This window comes from Flavobacterium hibernum (genome assembly GCF_000832125.1).
Classification (GTDB): domain Bacteria; phylum Bacteroidota; class Bacteroidia; order Flavobacteriales; family Flavobacteriaceae; genus Flavobacterium; species Flavobacterium hibernum.
Genome location: NZ_JPRK01000014.1, coordinates 1 through 21,477 on the forward strand (window position 1 = coordinate 1; position 21,477 = coordinate 21,477).

Here is a 21,477-nt window from a genome sequence, read left to right on the forward strand (position 1 = left end):
CTCGGATGGTGAAATTGGTAGACACGCTGGACTTAAAATCCAGTGAACAGTAATGTTCGTGCGGGTTCAAGTCCCGCTCTGAGTACTAAAAACTTCAATTGGCTTGGCTAATTGAAGTTTTTTTTTGCAATAAACTCAAGTTTTACGAATAATCTAATTGGTAAGTTCTCTTCTGATGATCTTTTTTGAGTGTAAAATTTAGAAATTTTCTTTATTAACGTCGTTAACAAATTGTATTACTCCATTCATAAAAACTTTTTGGTCATCCCACATGGCTAAATGACTTCCGTTTGGGCAATATAAATAGCGCCCTTTTTTGACTAATTTACTCTGTTCTTCCATTGCTTTAGGATCCATTGTGTCATATTTTGCTCCAATCATAAGAGTCGGAACAGTGATTTCATGAAGACGATTCTTAATATCCCACTTCGCTAAGCGACCACTAATTCCAAATTCGCTTGGTCCTTGCATTATAGTATAGATTTCATTGTTAATATGTTTGCTGGCTCGATTTAAACCGTCTGGCCATTCTTTTAATCGACATAGATGTTGCTGGTAATAATTAGGAATAAGTATTTCCATATAACGAGGATTGCTAAAATCTTTTTTTGATTCCAGTGCTCTTATTTCGGCTAAGACTTCTGGTTTCATTTGTTTAGAAAGTACTTCATCTGCATATTTTCCATATTCCGGCGCGCTTGCCATCATGTTTGCAACTAGCAAACCTTTCATGTTTTGTTGATATTTTAATGCATATTCCATTGCGAGAATTCCTCCCCACGAATTTCCTAACACATAAAAATTATTTTTGTCTGCGCCAATCGCTTTTCTCACTTGTTCTACTTCCTCTACAAAACGTTCAGTAGTCCACAGGATGCTGTCTTTTGGCTGATCACTGTAATACGAGCCTAATTGATCGTATTCGTAAAATTCGAAGCCTTCTCGTTGAAAGAAAGTTTCAAAACACTCCATATACTCATGTGTCATAGCTGGACCGCCATGTAAGAGTAATATTTTTATTTTGGGATTTTTTCCAAATCGTTTGGTCCATACTTTAAATTCGCCAACGGGAGTTTTTATAGGGATCATTTTAACTCCTGCTGATTCTATACTATTTTCTACATTGTAAGTAAAATAATCATTAAGAGTGCTTTTTTGTGTATCGTTTTTACAAGAGCCTAGTAGTAGAATAGTAGCTAGAGGAATAATATAACGCATAGGTATAGATTTAGAAATGATTACATTGTGTTATATTAAAAATACGAAATTTAATTTACTTGTAATTCATTCAGGTACTTACGGTATTGTTATTTTTCGAAATATCATCTTGTTGTAAAATAGTTTATATTTACATCTATATTATTTATTTCATGGAAGAAAATAAACATGTAACGATTTACGATATCGCTGAAAGGCTTAATCTTGCAACATCAACTATTTCAAGAGCGTTAAAAGATCACCATACTATTAGTGATAAAACCATTAAGAAAGTAAAAAAAACGGCTGAGGAAATGGGATTTGTTCCCAATACTTTAGCAGCAGGTTTGCGTGGAAATAAAACTAAAACTATTGGGGTTTTGATTCCAACTGTGACACAGCCTTTTTTGTCTTCTCTAATTAGTGGTATCGAAATTACCGCTCAAAAATCAGATTATACCGTAATTATTATGCAATCGCATGACTCGTATGAAGAAGAAGTAAATATGGCTAAATCTTTATACAGTAATCGTGTAAGTGGTGTCATTTGTTCACTGGCAATGGAAACTAGGGATACAGCACATTTTCATCAGTTTTCAAATAATAATATTCCATTGGTATTTGTCGACAGGGTTCCAAAGGATTATAACACTTTTAGAGTCGTTATTGATAATTATTCAGCGGGATACAAAGCTACAAAGCATCTTATTGAGCAGGGTTGTATTCGTATTGCTCATTTAACTGCTGGTTCAGAGCTTGGAAATCTATATAATGAAAGAAAAAGGGGGTATATTGAGGCTTTAAAAGATCATAATATTCCAGTAGAAGAAGAATTAATTATTAGTTTAAATTCTGTTACTTATGAAGATGGTGTTAAAGCGAGTAATACTTTATTTGATCTAAAACCAATGCCAGATGGGTTATTTGCTCCAGGAGATATTTTGGCGGTAAGTGCGGTTCAGACCGCAAAAAAAAGAGGTATAAAAGTTCCGGAAGAATTTAAGGTTATAGGTTTTAATAATGATCCCATTTCGCAAATTATAGATCCTAACTTATCAACTATTACGCATCCTGCTGAAAAAATGGGAAAAGCTGCGGCTGAGATTATTATCAAAAATTTGAAGTCGTCTAAAAATGATGATGCAAAAGAGATTACTTTTTTAAATACAGAGGTTCTTGCCAGAGAGTCGTCTAGTAATGAATTGTTAAAAGATATTTAGGGTTTCACCTCTAGAATTTACGATACTAAAGCAGGATAGTTTTTTAAATTATCCTGCTTTTCTTTGTTAAAGAAATAAATTTTTGAAAAAAAAGAGACTTAAAGTTTTTTTCTTAAATAACAATCCTATATTTTTACGCAACCGATTGCAATTGTTGTTTTATTTGTAATAATGTATTTTTTAGATTAAAATTTTATCAAATATTTTTATTAATCCGTAAAACATTGATGCTTTATAGGTGAGGTTTTAAAGAATAAAATTAAAAAGTAAATGACTTCATTAAGATTTTTTTTCTGGTTTCTTCTCATTTCCTTTTCGGCTTCAGCTCAAAAGGACTATAAATTATGGCTTCAATACCATAAAATACAAAACGCTGCAATTGCGTCAGAATACAAAAGTAACTTGCAGGGAATTGTTTCTTTAGGAAGTTCCGCAACTTCTAAAATTTCTCTTACTGAATTAGAAACCGGAATTTCTGATATGCTTGGAAATAAACCAGAAGTAAAATCAGTAATAAATGGAGAAAACAATTTAATTTTTGGGGCTCAAACTAATTTAAATTCGGATTTACAAAAAATATTTCAATCAGATTTCACTCAGATAAATAATGAAGGGTTTATTATAAAATCGGTTTTGTTGAAAAATAAAAAACAAATAGTAATTACCGGAAAAAATGATGTTGCTGTCTTATATGGTGTTTATAGTTTTTTGAGATTAATGCAAACGAATAAATCGATTAAAAGCATAAATATTGTAGATGCTCCAAAAACTAATATCAGAATCTTAAATCATTGGGATAATTTAGATCGAACAGTTGAGCGCGGTTACGCTGGTTTTTCCTTATGGAATTGGCAAAAATTACCTGATTTTATCGATCAGCGTTATATTGATTATGCCAGAGCAAATGCCTCAATTGGAATCAACGGAACTGTTTTGACCAACGTAAATGCAAATGCGCTAATTCTAACACCACAATATTTAGAGAAAGTTACGGCATTGGCAAATGTCTTCAGACCCTACGGAATAAAAGTGTATTTAACTGCCCGTTTTTCGGCACCAATAGAAATTGGAGGTTTAAAGACGGCCGATCCAAAAGATACTGAAGTTGCCAATTGGTGGAAAGAAAAAGCAAAAGAAATATATAAGTCAATTCCTGATTTTGGAGGATTTCTAGTAAAAGCAAATTCAGAAGGTCAACCAGGTCCACAAAATTATGGCAGAGATCATGTCGATGGTGCCAATATGCTTGCCGATGCTGTTGCTCCGTTTGGAGGTGTTATTATGTGGAGAGCTTTTGTATATTCTGAACATGATGCCAACGACAGAGCAAAACAGGCTTATGCTGAGTTTCAGCCATACGATGGGAAGTTTAGAGACAATGTAATTGTTCAGGTGAAAAATGGAGCAATAGATTTTCAGCCAAGAGAACCTTTTCATCCTTTATTTGGAGCAATGCCAAAAACGCCTTTAATGATGGAGTTTCAAATTACGCAGGAATATTTAGGTTTTAGTACGCATTTAGTTTTTCTGCCTAAATTATTTCAGGAAGTTTTAGAATCGGAGACTTATCAAAAAGGAAAAGGTTCGACTATTGCTAAAGTAATTGATGGTTCTTTAAATCCACACAAACTTACCGGAATTGCAGGAGTTTCCAATATTGGGAATGATCTTAACTGGACAGGTCATCCTTTTGCGCAAGCCAATTGGTATGGCTTTGGGAGATTAGCTTGGAACCCGTATTTAGATGCTGAAATTATTGCGGATGAATGGTTACGAGCTACTTTTTCGAATGATGAAAATTTCATTAAACCTGTAAAAGATATGATGCTCACATCGCGCGAAGCAGTTGTAAATTATATGACGCCACTTGGTTTGCATCATATTATGGATACTGGGCATCATTATGGCCCGGGACCGTGGGTAAGTAATTTGTCAAGACCTGAATGGAATCCAACCTATTATCATAAAGCCGACAAGAACGGAATTGGTTTCGATCGATCTAAAACCGGAACAAATGCAACTGCACAATACGCGGCAGAAGGGGAGAAGATTTTTGATAATCTGGAAACTTGTCCTGAAAAAGATTTATTATGGTTTCATCATGTTTCATGGGATTATAAACTGAAAAGTGGTCAGACGCTTTGGAATGGTATGGCTTTAAAATACCAAGAAGGCGTAAATCAGGTAAAAGAGATGCAAAATACGTGGAGTAAAACAAAAAAATATGTTGACAGCGAACGCTATAAAGAAGTTGAAATGTTGTTAGCAATTCAATACAAAGAAGCTAAATGGTGGCGAGATGCCTGTTTACTTTATTTTCAGCAGTATTCGGGTAAAGAATTGCCTGTGGGAGTAGAGAAATCGACACAAACTTTAGAATATTTTAAATCATTAAAATTTCCTTTTGCACCAGGAAATTAATTATACAAATTAAAACATGAGCAATAAAACAGCAATTGTAACCGGAGGGAATTCGGGTTTAGGATTTGCAACCGCAAAGAAATTATGTGATAACGGAATCAAAACGTATATCATCGGAAGATCAAAAGAAAAAACAGAAGAAGCTTGTCGAGAAATTGGCGTAAATGCAATTCCTGTTTTGTACGATCTAAACGATATTGCCGGAATTCCAGCAATGATAGAAAGTATTACCAAAAATGATCCAATTGATATTTTGGTAAACAATGCCGGTATTAATCTTAAAAAAGAATTTTCGGATGTTACAGATGAAGATTTTCTATCTGTAATTCACACCAATCTTTTAAGCGTTTTTGCCGTAAGTAGAGAAGTGGTAAAAAACATGAAAGAAAATGGCGGTGGAAGCATCGTAAACATTAGCTCGATGGCATCTCAATACGGAATTCCAAAAGTAATTGCCTATTCAGCAAGCAAAGGAGCAATTGAATCAATGACAAGAGCAATGGCAGTAGAATTGGCTTCGTTTGGAATTCGTGTTAATTGTATTGCACCGGGATTTATTAAAACCAAAATGTCATCTACAGCTTTGGATAATGATCCTGAAAGAAAAAATAAAGTGCTGGGAAGAACGCCAATGGGCTTTTTGGGTGAGCCTTCAGACATTGCAGATGCAGTATATTATTTTGCTTTAAACGAATCCAAATATACTACAGGAACAGTTTTGCCGGTTGATGGCGGAAACAGCATTGGGTTTTAATTTTAAATCATCGATTATGATAAAAATGCAGCAAACAATGCGATGGTTTGGTCCGCAGGATAGCATTACATTAAGAGATATAAAACAAGCTGGCACAACCGGAATCGTAACCGCTTTGCATCAAATTCCGGTTGGAGAAATCTGGACCGTTGAAGCAATTATAGAAAGACAGCAAATTATTAAGGAAGCGGGATTAGAATGGACTGTTGTTGAAAGCCTTCCGGTTCATGAAGAAATAAAACGTGCAAGCGGATCGTATTTGCAATATATTGAAAACTATAAAACGAGTATTAAAAACTTGTCTTATTGCGGTGTCAAAGTCATAACCTATAATTTTATGCCTATTCTCGATTGGGTTCGAACGGATCATAATTTTATTAATAAAGATGGAAGCAAAGCCTTGTTATACAATCAGGACGCGTTTACTTATTTTGATCTCTATCTATTAAAAAGACCAAACGCCGAAAATGATTATTCGGAAGCAGAAAAAGAAACTGCTTTACAATTTGGCAACCAACTTTCGGAAGAAGAAAAACAATTACTTTTTAAGAATGTTTTATTGGGATTGCCAGGAAGTAAAATCAACTTTACGGCCGAACAGATTTTGTCTTTGCTAGATAATTATGCCAATATTGATAATCAAAAATTAAGAGAAAACTTAATTTATTTTTTATCCGAAGTAGCTCCGGTTGCCGAAGAAAACGGCGCAAAATTGGCCATTCACCCGGATGATCCGCCATTTTCGGTTTTGGGTTTGCCGAGAATTGTTTCTACAGAAAATGATATAAAAAATATTCTGGAAGCCGTTCCTTTAAAAGCAAATGGTTTGTGCTATTGTACTGGTTCTTTAGGCGCTAATAAAAATAACAATCTCGAGCAAATTATTGAAGATTGTGGAGACCGAATTCACTTTTTACATCTCCGAAATACCTTCCGCGAAAGCGACAATATTTTCAGAGAATCAGAACACTTAAAAGGCGATGCTAAAATGGAAGTTATTGTAGAAAAACTTTTAGTGTTAATGAATAAAACCAAAGTGAGTTTACCCATGCGTCCTGATCATGGATTTTTGCATGATGTTGATGAAACAAACGAAACGTATCCCGGATATTCACTCGTAGGACGATTAAAAGGTCTTGCAGAATTAAGAGGTTTAGAAATGGGAATTGCTTATAAATTAAATTTATAGATTAGTTTAACTATCCTAACAGGTTTCGAAAGCCTCTTAGTTATTTGGAATGAACAAAAAACATTACGGCTTAGACCTGTCAGGTCTCCGTTGAAAATACAAAGGTTTAAATAATAACTAACAAGGTTCTAATTTCTATGATTTTATGTATTTAAAAATGAAAGTATCGCATTTAATTTTATCGCTTTTCCTTATGGGATTCGGGATGAAATCGTATGCCATAAATCCGGATAAATATGTAGTACATCAGGCTTCTGCCGAAAGTTTTCCTTTGGTTTCAAAAGGCAAAATAGCTTCGCTTTTAGTTAGTGAAAAGGATTTTTATGGGGTTTTAAAAGTTGTTGGACATTTAGAAAGCGATCTTTTTAAAGTTTCAGACTTACATCCAAAAAGAATAAATAAAATTACCGATATTCAGGATTTTGTAGTTATTATTGGTACAATTGGCAAAAATGAAATTATTGACCAATTAGTCAAAGAAGGAAAAATCGATGGAGATCAGCTTAAAGGGAAATGGGAAAAATTTACCACGCAAATTGTCGATAATCCGGTAAAAGGAATTAAAAAGGCTTTGGTCATTGCAGGTTCGGACAAACGAGGAACGATTTACGGAATTTACGATTTATCCAATCAAATAGGAGTTTCTCCATGGTATTTTTGGGCAGATGTTCCCGTTCAAAAACAATCAGAATTACATGTATTACCCGGAATTCATTCGCTGGGAGAACCAAAAGTAAAATATCGAGGTATTTTTATTAACGACGAAGCACCAGCTTTATCGGGTTGGGCATTTGAAAAGTACGGCGGATTTAATTCGAAATTTTACGATAAGGTTTTTGAATTGATTCTGCGAATGAAAGGCAATTATTTATGGCCGGCCATGTGGGGTAGAATGTTTTATGTCGAAGATCCGCAGAATGCTGTTTTAGCCAATGAATATGGAATTGTAATGGGAACTTCTCATCACGAACCTTTAACAAGAGCACATGCCGAATGGGGAAAAGCAAACGGGAAGTGGGATTTTAATACCAATTCTGAAGCTTTGATTAATTTTTGGAAAGACGGAATTAAAAGAATGGGAGATAACGAAACCATTGTTACGGTTGGAATGCGTGGCGATGGTGATGAACCTATGACTGAAGGAACGGCAATTGATTTATTAGAAAATATCGTAAAAACGCAAAGAAACATCATTGCAGATGTTACTAAAAAACCTGCCGAAGAAACGCCTCAAATGTGGGCACTTTACAAAGAAGTTCAGGATTACTACGACAAAGGAATGACTGTTCCGGATGATATTACACTTTTATTGTGCGATGACAATTGGGGGAATATCCGCAAATTGCCTGAACTGAATGCAAAACCACGAAAAGGCGGTTATGGTATTTATTATCATTATGATTATGTTGGCGGACCAAGAAATTATAAATGGATTAACACGAATCAAATCGAACGTGTATGGGAACAAATGGATTTGGCGTATCAATATGGAGTCGATAAAATCTGGATTGTAAATGTGGGTGATATCAAACCAATGGAATTTCCTATTGAATTTTTCTTAGATATGGCATGGAATCCTGAAAAATTCAATGCTGGTAATTTAGATCAATATTATAAAGATTGGGCAAAGGAAAATTTTGGTGATCAAAATACAAATGATATTGCCGAAATCTTAAAATTACACACAAAATACAATGCTCGTAGAAAACCAGAATTATTAAATGAGAAAACCTATAGTATTGCCAGTTATGATGAGGCAGATAGAGTTGTTGCAGATTATAAGAAACTGGTTGAAAAAGCCAATTCGATAAACGGGAAATTGCAGCCAGAATATAAAGATGCTTTTTATCAGCTGGTTTTATTTCCTGTTTTAGCAAGTTCAAATTTAAATGAAATGTATGTTGCAACGGCTAAAAACTATTTGTATACAGAGCAGTGGCGACTTTCGGCAAATGATTATGGAGAGAAAGTAAAAGAGTTATTTGAAAAAGACAATCAGCTCACGAATTATTATCATACCCAATTAGCCAATGACAAATGGAACCATATGATGTCGCAAACCCATATTGGCTATGATAATTGGCAACAGCCCGATAAAAATGTGATTCCAAATACAAGACATCTTTTTTATAACACATTTATAAGTCAGGCCATTGTTATTGAAGGAACAAAAGAATCTTTTGATGGAGTTCTAAAAAATAAAATTGCGCTGATGGATTTGACTTCGCTAGAAAATAAGCCAACTTACATCGATTTAATAAATTCTGGAGAAAAAAAATATGCGTTTAAAATTACTTGCGATTATAATTGGATTCAATTTTCTACTACTGAAGGCATAGTTCAAACAGAACAAAGAGTTCTAGTAAATATTGATTGGAAAAAAGCCCCTAAGGGAATCAGTAATAGGGAATTTACTGTTGTAGCCAATAATCAAAAGTTTACTTTTCTACTGAAAACGAATAACATTAATCCAAGTAAAGTTCATGGTTTTATAGAAAGTAACGGATACATTTCGATAGAAGCACAAAACTACTCAAAAGCAATAAACTTAGATCCTGTAAAATGGACAATAATTCCGAATCTGGGAAAAACGAAATCGGGTGTTACTTTAAAACCTTCAAATATAAAACCGATTGAGATTTCAGAAAAATCTCCAAGATTAGAATATGATGTTCATTTTTTCAGCAAAGGAAATGTAAAAGTACACGCTTATTTTTCGCCTACACTCAATTTTACTATCCGCGACGGATTGAAATACGGAATTGCTTTTGATGATGAAAAACCTCAAATTATCAATTTTAATCAAGATAATTCTGAGAAAAAATGGGCAGAATCTGTTGCAGATAATATCAAAATAATAACCTCATCGCATACCATCGAAAAACCTGGAAATCACGTTTTAAAGTTTTATGGAATTGACCCAGCTTTAGTTCTTCAGAAAATTGTAATTGAAACGGAATCAGGACAAATACTACAATCGTATTTAGGACCGCCAGAGAGTTTTAGAAAAAAGTAATTATCTAGACATTGTTTGTCGTCGATTAAACCTGACAGGTTTTTAAAACCTGTCAGGTCTCCGATGAAAATATTATTTGTTTTAAAAATAACGATTAACTATTAAACCAAAAATATATGAAATTTATTAACCATTGTTTGCCACTATTATCGTTGATGATTTTAGGCAGTTGTAATGTAAAGAAAACTGAATTGTCATCGTCTTTAAAAAATAGTTACAAGAACGATTTCTATATTGGAACCGCTTTAAGTGCTGATCAGATTGAAGAAAAAGACGCTAAAGTTGATTCGCTAATTTGCCGACAATTTAATGCAATTACAGCCGAAAATATCATGAAGTCGATGTTTGTGCATCCACAAAAAGATAAATATGATTTTGCCTTGACAGATAAATTTGTGGCATTTGGCGAAAAAAATAAAATGTTCATTCACGGACATACTTTAATTTGGCACAGTCAACTGGCGCCTTGGATGGAGAAAATTAAAGACAGTACCGAAATGAAAGCTTTTATGAATGATCATATCACAACAATTGTCTCTAAGTACAAAGGCAGAATCAATTCGTGGGATGTAGTAAATGAAGCTCTAAACGATGATGGAACTTTAAGGAAATCAGTTTTTCTAAATACGCTTGGCGAAAGTTATCTTGCCGATGCTTTTAAACTAGCAGCAAAAGCCGATCCAAAAGTCGATTTGTATTATAACGATTATAACCTTGAAGATCCTGCAAAAAGAGAAGGTGCTATTAATTTGATAAAAAAAATAAAAGCTGCCGGAGGAAAAGTGGATGGAATAGGAAGTCAGGGACATTGGAATTTAAATAGTCCGTCACTAGAAGAAATTGAAAAAAGCATTTTAGCCTATTCAGCATTAGGAGTTAAAGTTGCTTTTACCGAATTAGATATTACAGTTTTGCCAAATCCGTGGGATTTAAAAGGAGCAGATGTAAATCAGAAATTTGAAGGAAATCCTAAAATGAATCCATATCCAGAGACACTTCCAGATTCTATTCAGAATAAATTAGCACAACGTTATGCTGATATTTTTAAATTATTCCTGAAGCACAAAGACAAAATAAGTAGAGTAACTTTCTGGGGAGTTCATGACGGACAATCGTGGTTGAACGATTGGCCCATAAAAGGAAGAACAAATTATCCTTTACTGTTTGATACAAAGTTACAGCCTAAAAAAGCATACAACAGCGTTATGCAATTAAAAGAAGTAAAAGAATAATTTTTAAGGCTAAAAATGATCCCTTTTTGAAGATTGTTTTACAATCGGTTGTTTTTTGAGTAATAATTGTAATAAAGTAAACTAAATTTGCATAATATGTTTTTTTAGCTAAATTTACACAACCGATTGTTTAAAATATAAGTAAGTATAATTTTGTCATTTCGAGAAACCAGAAATCTTCATTTGTTGCTCAGGTCTCGTTCTTCAAAATAACAAAACAGGAGTAATTTATTTAATTTTAACATTCTGTACTAACTAACCAAAATAACCACTAACCCATAATGAATCACATTTCTCAAAAATTATCAATTAAAGAAAAAATAGGATACAGTTTAGGCGACTTAGCAGCAAATTTAGTTTTTCAGACTCTGATGACTTATTTGGCTTATTTTTATACAGATATCTACGGATTATCGCCTACAGATTCATCTATCATTATGTTGGTTGTAGGGCTAATTGCAGCCTTTATATTTAACCCAATCATTGGAGTTTTGGCAGATAGAACCAATACAAAATGGGGAAAGTTTCGACCTTGGATTTTAATTACGGCAATACCATTAGGAGTTGTTGCTTTATTGGCTTTCTCAACACCAGATTTTTCGTATCACGGAAAAGTAATTTACGCCGTAGTAACCTATACTTTATTACTGTTGTTTTATGCCAGTAACAATTTACCATATTCGGCATTGAGTGGTGTAATTACAGGCGATATGCGAGAAAGAAACAGTCTGTCATCGTATCGTTTTGTAGCCGTAATGTTTGCGCAATTCTTTGTTCAGGTATTTATGCTTGGTATTATTAAAAGTGCCGGAAACGGAGACAAAGCTATTGGAATCGAAAAGGTAATGACCGCTTTGGCAATTATAGGAACCGTTATGTTGTTAATTACTTTTTTGACCACAAAAGAGCGTATCATTCCAAAACCGGAACAAAAGTCAAGTATTAAAGAAGATCTAAACGATTTAATGAAAAATAAACCGTGGATAATCATGTTGACTTTAACAACCTTGGTTTTTATAACCCTGTCAATGAAAGGTGGAGCTTATGTATATTATTTTGAAAATTATGTCAATAAAGAACAATTAGCCATTTTTATTCAGCCCATTCTGGATGTGTTGTCAAATTTGGGATTGAATCATTTTGGTAATGATCCCATTTCGGCAGGATTTGGATTGTTTAATGCCGGCGGAATCATCTTTATGATTGTTGGAATTACATTGTCTAAAAGCCTTGCAGATAAGTGTGGAAAAAGAAACGTTTTCGGATTGTTTTTATTCATTTCAACATTATTTATTATAGCGTTTTATTTCTTTCCGCCAACCTCAATAAGCTTGATCTTTTGCTCTCAAATCTTTCATGGATTTTTCTACGGAATCACAATCCCAATTCTGTGGGCAATGATTGCTGATGTTGCCGATTATTCAGAATGGTTAAACAACCGTCGTGCTACAGCCATAATATTTTCGGCCATGATGGTAGGATTAAAAGCAGGTTTAAGCATTGGTGGGTCATTAAATGCTTTGTTTTTAGGATACTTTCATTACGTCCCAAACTCATTAACACAAACAGATACCGCCGTAAACGGAATAAAATTATTGGTCAGCATTTTTCCTGCTATTCCATTTTTAATTGGTGTTGTTCTATTGTTCTTCTATAAAATCAATAAAAATATGGAAGTACAAATAGAATCCGATTTAAAAGAAAGAAGAAATTAATTATTATTTAAAAAACAAGATATCACTATGCCTGAAGATAGTATTGAACAAATTAATTTTGAACAAATTAATAAATTAGCCATTTCCAAACCCCTAGTATCACACATGTATACAGCTGATCCATCGGCACATGTGTTCAACGGTAAAATTTATATTTATCCTTCGCATGATATCGATGCCGGAATTCCATTTAACGACAATGGAGATCATTTTGGTATGGAAGATTATCATGTGTTTTCGATGGAAAATATTCAATCTGAAGTTGTAGATAATGGTGTTGCCTTACATGTAAATGAAGTAGCATGGGCCGAAAAACAAATGTGGGCGCCGGATGCAGCACATAAAAACGGAAAGTACTATTTGTATTTTCCTGCCAAACGAGCCAACGGAATTTTCCAGATTGGAGTTGCCATCAGCGATTCGCCAGTTGGACCTTTTAAACCTGAACCAGATGCTATTAAAGGAAGTTATAGTATTGATCCAGCAGTTTTTGAAGACGAAGATGGGAAACATTATATTTATTTTGGCGGAATTTGGGGCGGACAACTTCAAAAATACCGCAGTAATAAATACGATGTAGATAATGAAGAACCAGTTGGTAAAGAATCTGCATTAGGACCTATCGTAGCTTTGCTAAGAGAGGATATGTTAGAATTTGCAGAAGAACCAAAAGAAATTAAAATACTGGATGAAAACGGCAAAATCTTATTGGCAGGAGATAACGACCGACGTTTTTTTGAAGCTTCGTGGGTGCATAAATACAACGATAAATACTATTTCTCTTATTCTACAGGAGATACCCATTTTATTTGTTATGCGATAGGCGATAATCCGTATGGGCCATTTACATATCAGGGGCGAATTTTAAACCCTGTCGTAGGCTGGACTTCACATCATTCAATTTGTAAAGTCGATGATGATTGGTATTTATTTTACCACGACTCAAGTTTGTCAAAAGGAGTAACGCATTTAAGAAGTATGAAAGTAACCAAAATCGATTATCTCGAAGATGGAACAATAGTTACAATAGACCCTTATGGAATAAGAAGATTGTTGGATTAAGATTTTGTTTATCAGTAAAAAGATATGTTTAAAATAGAAAAAATAGATTTTAAAATTGTTACTGTAATCATTTTGATGATTGCCACTTCTTCGTGTAAAAAAATTTCTCAAAAATCACAATCGGTTGTGTGTTCTGATTGTGCTGCTTTTGACTGGTTTAATTACAAAGGAAATGACGATGCTTATGCCAATATATCCAAATCTGATAAAGAATATCTAAATCCAATTTTGGCTGGATTTTATCCCGATCCAACCATTTGCAGAGTGGGAGATAAGTTCTATTTGGTAAATTCTTCATTTTGTTATTTTCCAGGGTTGCCCATTTTCGAAAGTACAGATTTAGTCAACTGGAAACAAATTGCAAATATTATCGACCGTCCGGAACAAGCTAATTTTGGTAACTCAAGATTGTCTGGCGGAATGTACGCGCCAACACTTCGCTATCATAATGGAACTTTTTATGTGATTTGTACCAATGTAAGCGGAGTAGGAAATTTTATCGTAACTGCAAAAAATCCTGCAGGCCCTTGGTCAAACCCAATTGTGATTCCTGGTGTTGACGGAATTGATCCCGACATTTTTTTTGATGACGATGGTAAAGTTTATATCACGCACAATGGATCGCCGCCAAATAATATTTCGCTTCATGACGGACACAGAGCTATTTATATGTTCGAATATGATTTGAAAAATCAAAAAATTACAAGTCAACCCAAATTAGTCATAAACGGAGGAACGGACATGGCTAAGAAACCAGTTTGGATTGAAGGTCCGCATGTGATAAAAAAATCAGGATATTATTATATGATTTGTGCACAAGGTGGAACGGGTTTCAATCATTCTGAAGTTGTTTTTAGAAGCAAAAACATATATGGGCCTTATGAAAGTTATGGAGAAAATCCAATTATGACACAATCACATTTAGACCCGAATCGTAAAAATGAAGTTTCAACAACCGGACATGCCGATTTTGTAGAATTACCTAACGGAGATTGGTGGGCAGTATTTCTTGGTTGCAGACCTTACGGAATGGATTTGTACAATACAGGAAGAGAAACGTTTATGATGCCAGTTGAATGGAAAAATGATTGGCCAACAATTGTAGACGGAAACAAAGCCATTCCGATGATGAATAAAAGACCCAATTTGCCCCTTTCAAAAGAAAAAACAGAACCAATGAGTGGGAATTTTGTTTCTCATGATGATTTTGAAAATAACAAGTTAGACTTAAAGTGGAATTTTATTCGAACGCCTTCTGAAAGATGGTACGATTTAATGAACGGAAAACTAGTTATGAAACCGCGTCAGGAATCAATTCATACCGAAACTAATTTTTCATTTATAGGAAGAAGACAACAACATTTAAAATTCGAAGCGTCAACAAAATTAGAATATAAAGCCAAAGATGCTTTAGGAACAGCAGGTTTAGTCGCATTTCAAAACGAAAAACATTACCTGTTACTTGGGAAAAGGTTAAATGCCAATGGAAAGCAAGAAGTTTATTTAGAAAAAACAGCCGCTAAAAGTAACGATGGAAAACCTGAGATTATAGCCAAAAAAGAAATTGCTGAAAATGAAAAAGTATTGTTTTTGAAAATTGAAGGCAAAGCAAGATTTTACGACTTCTATTATAAAACAACCGAAAAAGGAGCATGGATTTTACTCGCAAAAGATATTGATGGAGCGCTATTAAGTACAAAAGAAGCAGGAGGGTTTGTAGGGACATACTTGGCGATGTATACTTCGAGTAAACATTTCGATTAATAATCCATAAAGTTTTTGTCGAGTTAATTGTGGAGATTTCTTGTTCCTCGAAATGACAAGATTGTGTCTTATGAAACCGTTTTGCGTGAGGGATAGCAGTGGAAAGCCCACAGCCTGACGAAGGAAGTGCGAGGACTTGAAACGATCCCGAAGCTTCGGGACGACCCAGAGGGACACGCCCAAATTAAAAAGTTAACAATTTTTGCATAAAAACTATTTTTTTATAACTAACAATTAGTTACTTTAGCTTACCATAACAGAACGGAACAGAACGGTATGCTAAACGAAGAACAAGAAAAATTTGTATTTACAATAAATCACGATAGTGATGTTCCGAAATACCAGCAATTGGTAAACGGAATCACCAATGCCATTGCCGAGAATATTTTACAAAAAGGAGATTTGCTGCCGTCAGTAAACAGCATTTGCAAAACGAATCAGTTGTCAAGAGATACCGTTTTTAAGGCGTATTCGATTTTAAAAGACCAAAACATCATTGATTCTGTGCCCAATAAAGGATATTATGTATCGGGCGAAACCAGAAAAGTGCTTTTGGTATTAGATACTTTTAAAGCATATAAAGAGGTGTTATATCATTCGTTTGTAAATAATCTTGCTGATAATGTGATTACAGATGTACAATTTCATCATTATAACATTGACGTTTTTAAAACGATCATTAACAATAGTGTAGGAAAGTATTATAAATATGTGGTGATGAATTTTGATCATAAAGAAGTGTCACCAACTTTATCTGTAATTGCCAACGAAAAGCTATTATTAATTGATTGGAATATACATACCGAAAAACAAAATAATTATGTTTTTCAGGATTTTGGAAAAGCATTTTATAATGCTTTAGAAAATGCGGTTGATTTGTTTAAAAAGTATAAAAACATACAATTTGTTTATCCGGATTATACCAATCATCCAAAAGAAACATTGGAGTTTTTTAAAAAGTTTTGTACCGATTTTAATTTTGATTATGAAGTTATTACCGATCCAAAAAAGTTCAATATCGAAAAAGGAATTGCCTACATCAGTGTGAGCGATAGAATTTTAGGTCACTTTTTAGAACAATGCAAAGAGCGGGATTTAGAACCCGGAAGAGATGTTGGTTTTTTGTCGTACAACGAAACGCCAATGAAGAAATTTATATATAAAGGAATTTCAGTAGTATCGACTGATTTTAAAGAATTAGGAACAAAAGCCGCAGCATTTATCACACACGATGAGGTTGTTCAGAGTTATGTATCAACAAATTTAATTTTAAGAGAATCATTATAAGTTATGTATTATATAGGATATGATATTGGAAGTTCTTCTGTCAAAGTTGCTTTGGTAGAAGCCGAAACCGGAAAAAAAATAATCGTATTGCATGAACCGCAAAACGAAATGGAAATTGTGTCGTTGCACCCAGATTGGGCAGAACAAGACCCTGAAATTTGGTGGCAATACATTTGTGTAGCAACCAAAAGAGCAATTCGCGAAGCAAATATTGATGCATCTAAAATTTTGGGCGTTGGTATTTCGTACCAAATGCACGGATTGGTAATTGTGGATAAAGAAGGAAATGCACTGCGCAATTCTATTATTTGGTGCGACAGTAGAGCAGTCGAAATTGGAGATAAAGCTTACGCTGATTTAGGACAGGAAAAGTGTGGAGAGCATTTACTCAACTCTCCTGGAAACTTTACAGCTTCAAAACTAAAATGGGTAAAAGAAAATGAACCTGAAATATACAATCAGGTTTACAAATATATGTTGCCGGGAGATTATATCGCTTATAAACTTACGGGCGATATTAAAACCACAAAAAACGGTTTATCTGAAGGGATGCTTTGGGATTATAAAGAAAACAAAGTAGCCAATTGGTTGTTGGATTACTACGGAATCGACCAATCGTTGACGCCGGAGATTGTAGAGAATTTTACAAATCAAGGAGTTTTAAACGAAAAAGGCTCAAAAGAATCTGGACTTCCAGTAGGAATTCCAGTAGTATACAGAGCAGGAGATCAGCCCAATAATGCATTGTCGTTAAATGTGTTGAATCCGGGTGAGGTTGCGGCAACAGGAGGAACTTCGGGAGTTTTTTATGCCGTGAGCGATATGTCTACAGGAAATAAAACAAACAGAGTAAACAACTTTGTTCATGTTAATTACGAGTTAGAAACACCAAGAATAGGAAAATTATTAAACATTAACGGAGCAGGAATACAATACCGTTGGTTGCGAAATAACATGGGCGACGAAACCTACGAATCCATGAACCGAAAAGCGTCAAAAATTGCAATTGGATCAGATGGAGTTGTCGTGATTCCGTTTGGAAATGGTGCCGAGCGTATGTTTAATAACAAAACCATTGGAACCCATTTTTTAAATCTGAATCTAAATATTCATAATAACGCACACTTGTTTAGAGCTTCACTTGAGGGAATTGCTTTCTCGTTTGTGTACGGAATGGAATGTTTAAAAGATGACAATGCGACGATAAATGTAATTAGAGCAGGAAATGATAATTTATTCCGCTCAGAGATATTCTCCAATACAGTGGCAACATTAATAGGTCATGAAATTGAAATTTACAACACAACAGGAGCAGTTGGAGCAGCCAGAGCAGTAGGTTTAAAAGATGGAGATTACAATAAATTTGGGTCAAGCATTACGACCAACGATCACGTAATGACTTTTTTACCGCTCAAAAACAGAGAGCCTTACGAAACAGCTTATCAAAAATGGAAACAAGAATTAGAATTTATATTAACACATAAAAAATAAAAAAATGATAGTTTTAGGAAATAAAGAATACTATAAAGGTATTGGTCAAATTAAATTTGAAGGAAAAGAATCTGATAATCCTTTGGCATTCAAATATTACAATCCAGAGCAAGTTGTAGCTGGAAAAACAATGCGCGAGCACTTTAGATTTGCTATTGCTTATTGGCACACATTCTGCGGACAAGGAAGTGATCCGTTTGGTCCGGGAACACAAAATTTTGCTTGGGATCAGTCATCAGATCCAATTCAAGCTGCCAAAGATAAAGCCGATGCAGCTTTTGAATTTATTAGTAAAATGGGATTCGATTATTTTTGTTTTCACGATTATGATTTAATTGCCGAAGGGCCAACTTTTGCAGAGTCTGAAAGACGTTTAGCAACAATCACAGAATACTTGAAAGAGAAAAAAGCAGCTTCTGGAATTAAATTGCTTTGGGGTACTTCTAACTGCTTCTCTAATCCAAGATTTATGAACGGAGCAGCTACAAATCCTGATTTTAATGTTGTGGCAAGAGCCGGAGGACAAGTAAAATTGGCATTAGACGCTACGATTGCTTTAGATGGAGAAAACTATGTATTTTGGGGAGGACGTGAAGGTTATATGTCTTTATTGAATACAGATATGGGAAGAGAATTAGACCACATGGCACAATTCTTAACAATGTCTAGAGATTATGCAAGAGCACAAGGTTTTAAAGGAACATTCTTTATTGAGCCAAAACCAATGGAACCATCAAAACACCAATACGATTTTGACTCAGCAACAGCAATTGGATTCTTAAAAGAATATGGTTTAGATAAAGATTTCAAAATCAATATTGAAGTAAACCATGCAACATTAGCACAGCACACTTTTCAACATGAATTAGAAGTAGCTGCAAAAGCAGGAATGTTAGGAAGTATCGATGCTAATAGAGGAGATTACCAAAACGGTTGGGATACAGACCAGTTCCCAAACAACATTCAAGAAACTACAGAAGCAATGTTAGTATTTTTAAAGGCTGGTGGATTACAAGGTGGAGGAGTAAACTTCGATGCAAAAATTAGAAGAAACTCAACAGATCTTGAAGATGTTTTCCTTGCTCATATTGGTGGTGCAGATACTTTTGCAAGAGCATTATTGACTGCCGATAAAATCATCACATCATCTCCTTACGAAAAATTAAGAACAGAAAGATACAGCTCATTTGATTCTGGAAAAGGAAAAGATTTTGCTGACGGAAAATTAAACTTAAAAGATTTGTACAATATCGCAAATGAAAATGGCGAATTAAATCTTCAAAGTGGAAAACAAGAATTGTTTGAAAATATCATCAATCAATATATTTAATTGGTTTAGATTTTAAAACCAAACCTAACAGGTTTTCAAACCTGTTAGGTTTCTACAAAATATTTAAAAGAATTCAATTTCAAACATGATAGCCGTAAAATGTTAAAGTGTTTAGAAAATGACTTTTAAGTGAAACTTTAGAAATATGTATTAAGATTATGACTTTTTTGTTATTAAGATTTCAGAAAAATAGATTGAAGGTTTAGTTACTATTTTTTTAAATTGAAATAAATAAAAGTCAGTTTGATAAATAATAAGTAGTATTTTTTATTGAAGGTTTTTTGAAGAGCAGAATCAGTCAAAATACATATTTTTTTCTCGCTAAAAGTCAGACGCGTTGCAGTACATCTCTACTAACTAATTTAGACAAAGAAATTTCCACAATCTTGTCATTTCGACGAAGGAGAAATCTTCACCAGAAACTCGACAAAGATTGGTGATTTAGTTTGTAGAGCTACTTATGGAGATTTCTCCTTCGTCGAAATGACAAACTATACGATTTATAGTCGATGATAAATCGCTATTTTAACCAACCAAAAAACCAAAAAACATGAAATTTTTTATAGATACTGCTAATTTAGAAGATATTAAAGAAGCTCAGGCGTTAGGCGTTTTAGACGGCGTAACGACAAATCCGTCTTTAATGGCTAAAGAAGGAATTACAGGAAAAGATAATATTTTGAAACATTACCTTGACATTTGCAATATTGTAGATGGCGATGTATCGGCAGAAGTTATTTCGACAGATTTTGACGGAATGATTAAAGAGGGAGAAGAGCTGGCGGCATTACATCCTCAAATCGTGGTAAAATTGCCTATGATTGCAGATGGCGTAAAAGCCTGTAAATACTTTTCGTTTAAAGGAATAAGAACAAACGTTACTTTGGTTTTCTCGGCGGGACAAGCATTGTTGGCTGCAAAAGCAGGAGCGACATATGTTTCGCCATTTTTAGGAAGACTAGATGATATCTCGACAGATGGAATGCATTTAATTGCCGAGATCAGAGAAATTTATGATAATTACGATTATCAAACACAAATACTTTCGGCTTCGATTAGACATACCATGCATATTGTAAATTGCGCCAAAGTAGGATCAGATGTTATGACAGGACCACTTTCGGCAATCAAAGGATTGTTGAAACATCCTTTAACGGACATTGGATTGAATCAATTTATAGAAGACGCAAAAAAGATGAAATTATAAGATTTTCGAATCTGTAAAATCCTCATAATTTGTTACATTTTTATGTAACAAATTACACACTCCCTTTAACGCTGTTTAAAGGGAGTTTTTTTGTTTTATGTGCAACCGATTGCCTGTTTTTGTCCTTTTTTAAAGAGTTGTCGTCTTTATAGCTAAAATATTGTTATTGAAGAGGGTAAAAGGTTTTATTCTTTGCTTTATTTGATGTTTTAATCAAATTTTTTGAGAGATTTTTGTAAATCAATTTTGATTAAAATGCTTCAACTTAAAAAAAATATAGGTTTTCTTCTTTTTGTGTTTTTTTTAAGATATTTGAGTAAATGATTTGATATCTCTAACGTTTTCGTACGCGCGAAAGGTTATTTTGTCATATTTTTAATATTTTATAAAATTAAATGAGCAATGTGTTTTTTTTAGAGGCTATTTTTTAATAATTCGAAAAAAAAATTAACGCAACCGATTGTGTGTTGTTGTTTTTTATATATATTTGTTTCAATAAAGGCTTATAAAACGTTAATATTCTGCAAAAGAAAAATAAAGGAAATAAGCTCAATAAAACAAAAACTAACTAAACCATACTATTAACTAATTA

14 protein-coding genes and 1 tRNA gene are annotated in these 21,477 nt (G+C 33.9%); 14 read left to right on the plus strand and 1 reads right to left on the minus strand.

The genetic code is table 11. From position 1 onward, the window contains the following. Nucleotides 1-85: transfer RNA gene (locus tag IW18_RS16650), tRNA-Leu, on the plus strand. A gap of 113 nt (nt 86-198) precedes the next feature. On the opposite strand, the gene IW18_RS16655 is transcribed toward IW18_RS16650, so the two are convergent. Continuing rightward, a complete protein-coding gene (locus IW18_RS16655; protein WP_041519036.1) occupies nt 199-1,218 on the minus strand; it encodes a proline-specific peptidase family protein in 1,020 nt (339 codons plus the stop codon). Between the two features lie 152 nt (nt 1,219-1,370). Between IW18_RS16655 and IW18_RS16660 the strand changes: the two genes are divergently transcribed. The 13 genes from IW18_RS16660 to fsa all read left to right on the plus strand — a co-directional run bounded on the left by IW18_RS16660 (nt 1,371) and on the right by fsa (nt 20,885). Next, nucleotides 1,371-2,417 (plus strand): LacI family DNA-binding transcriptional regulator, encoded by a 1,047-nt coding sequence (locus tag IW18_RS16660; protein WP_041519037.1) that lies wholly within the window; start codon nt 1,371-1,373, stop codon nt 2,415-2,417. Between the two features lie 270 nt (nt 2,418-2,687). Then, nucleotides 2,688-4,838, plus strand: coding sequence for an alpha-glucuronidase family glycosyl hydrolase (locus IW18_RS16665; RefSeq protein ID WP_041519038.1), 2,151 nt, complete (start codon nt 2,688-2,690; stop codon nt 4,836-4,838). Between the two features lie 16 nt (nt 4,839-4,854). Next, nucleotides 4,855-5,592 carry an SDR family NAD(P)-dependent oxidoreductase gene (locus IW18_RS16670; RefSeq protein WP_041519039.1) on the plus strand — a complete coding sequence of 246 codons (738 nt, stop codon included), beginning with the start codon at nt 4,855-4,857 and terminating at the stop codon, nt 5,590-5,592. 25 nt (nt 5,593-5,617) lie between these two features. Continuing rightward, nucleotides 5,618-6,781, plus strand: a complete 1,164-nt coding sequence (gene uxuA / locus IW18_RS16675) for a mannonate dehydratase (RefSeq protein ID WP_205625292.1) — start codon at nt 5,618-5,620, stop codon at nt 6,779-6,781. 157 nt (nt 6,782-6,938) lie between these two features. Continuing rightward, the gene (locus IW18_RS16680; RefSeq protein WP_041519171.1) at nt 6,939-9,797 is read left to right on the plus strand and encodes a glycosyl hydrolase 115 family protein; all 2,859 of its coding nucleotides are present in this window, start codon (nt 6,939-6,941) and stop codon (nt 9,795-9,797) included. Between the two features lie 116 nt (nt 9,798-9,913). Continuing rightward, entirely contained in the window at nt 9,914-11,029 is a 1,116-nt protein-coding gene (locus tag IW18_RS16685) for an endo-1,4-beta-xylanase (RefSeq protein WP_041519040.1), read from the plus strand. A gap of 281 nt (nt 11,030-11,310) precedes the next feature. Then, nucleotides 11,311-12,744, plus strand: coding sequence for an MFS transporter (locus IW18_RS16690; RefSeq protein WP_041519041.1), 1,434 nt, complete (start codon nt 11,311-11,313; stop codon nt 12,742-12,744). Between the two features lie 27 nt (nt 12,745-12,771). After that, entirely contained in the window at nt 12,772-13,806 is a 1,035-nt protein-coding gene (locus tag IW18_RS16695) for a glycoside hydrolase family 43 protein (protein WP_041519042.1), read from the plus strand. A gap of 24 nt (nt 13,807-13,830) precedes the next feature. Then, nucleotides 13,831-15,570, plus strand: coding sequence for a glycoside hydrolase family 43 protein (locus IW18_RS16700; protein WP_041519043.1), 1,740 nt, complete (start codon nt 13,831-13,833; stop codon nt 15,568-15,570). Between the two features lie 276 nt (nt 15,571-15,846). Further along, nucleotides 15,847-16,857, plus strand: coding sequence for a GntR family transcriptional regulator (locus IW18_RS16705; RefSeq protein ID WP_041519044.1), 1,011 nt, complete (start codon nt 15,847-15,849; stop codon nt 16,855-16,857). A 3-nt stretch (nt 16,858-16,860) separates the two neighbouring features. After that, nucleotides 16,861-18,348 carry a xylulokinase gene (locus tag IW18_RS16710; RefSeq protein ID WP_041519046.1) on the plus strand — a complete coding sequence of 496 codons (1,488 nt, stop codon included), beginning with the start codon at nt 16,861-16,863 and terminating at the stop codon, nt 18,346-18,348. 4 nt (nt 18,349-18,352) lie between these two features. Next, on the plus strand, nt 18,353-19,678 hold the full coding sequence (gene xylA, locus IW18_RS16715; RefSeq protein WP_041519047.1) for a xylose isomerase: 1,326 nt from the start codon (nt 18,353-18,355) through the stop codon (nt 19,676-19,678). A gap of 550 nt (nt 19,679-20,228) precedes the next feature. Next, entirely contained in the window at nt 20,229-20,885 is a 657-nt protein-coding gene (fsa, locus tag IW18_RS16720) for a fructose-6-phosphate aldolase (RefSeq protein ID WP_041519049.1), read from the plus strand. Nucleotides 20,886-21,477: the final 592 nt, after the last annotated feature.

Coding starts and splice junctions, on each gene's coding strand:
- IW18_RS16655 (WP_041519036.1), bottom strand. CDS start 1,218: ATGCGTTATATTATTCCTCTAGCTACTATTCTACTACTAGGCTCTTGT.
- IW18_RS16660 (WP_041519037.1), top strand. CDS start 1,371: ATGGAAGAAAATAAACATGTAACGATTTACGATATCGCTGAAAGGCTT.
- IW18_RS16665 (WP_041519038.1), top strand. CDS start 2,688: ATGACTTCATTAAGATTTTTTTTCTGGTTTCTTCTCATTTCCTTTTCG.
- IW18_RS16670 (WP_041519039.1), top strand. CDS start 4,855: ATGAGCAATAAAACAGCAATTGTAACCGGAGGGAATTCGGGTTTAGGA.
- uxuA (WP_205625292.1), top strand. CDS start 5,618: ATGCAGCAAACAATGCGATGGTTTGGTCCGCAGGATAGCATTACATTA.
- IW18_RS16680 (WP_041519171.1), top strand. CDS start 6,939: ATGAAAGTATCGCATTTAATTTTATCGCTTTTCCTTATGGGATTCGGG.
- IW18_RS16685 (WP_041519040.1), top strand. CDS start 9,914: ATGAAATTTATTAACCATTGTTTGCCACTATTATCGTTGATGATTTTA.
- IW18_RS16690 (WP_041519041.1), top strand. CDS start 11,311: ATGAATCACATTTCTCAAAAATTATCAATTAAAGAAAAAATAGGATAC.
- IW18_RS16695 (WP_041519042.1), top strand. CDS start 12,772: ATGCCTGAAGATAGTATTGAACAAATTAATTTTGAACAAATTAATAAA.
- IW18_RS16700 (WP_041519043.1), top strand. CDS start 13,831: ATGTTTAAAATAGAAAAAATAGATTTTAAAATTGTTACTGTAATCATT.
- IW18_RS16705 (WP_041519044.1), top strand. CDS start 15,847: ATGCTAAACGAAGAACAAGAAAAATTTGTATTTACAATAAATCACGAT.
- IW18_RS16710 (WP_041519046.1), top strand. CDS start 16,861: ATGTATTATATAGGATATGATATTGGAAGTTCTTCTGTCAAAGTTGCT.
- xylA (WP_041519047.1), top strand. CDS start 18,353: ATGATAGTTTTAGGAAATAAAGAATACTATAAAGGTATTGGTCAAATT.
- fsa (WP_041519049.1), top strand. CDS start 20,229: ATGAAATTTTTTATAGATACTGCTAATTTAGAAGATATTAAAGAAGCT.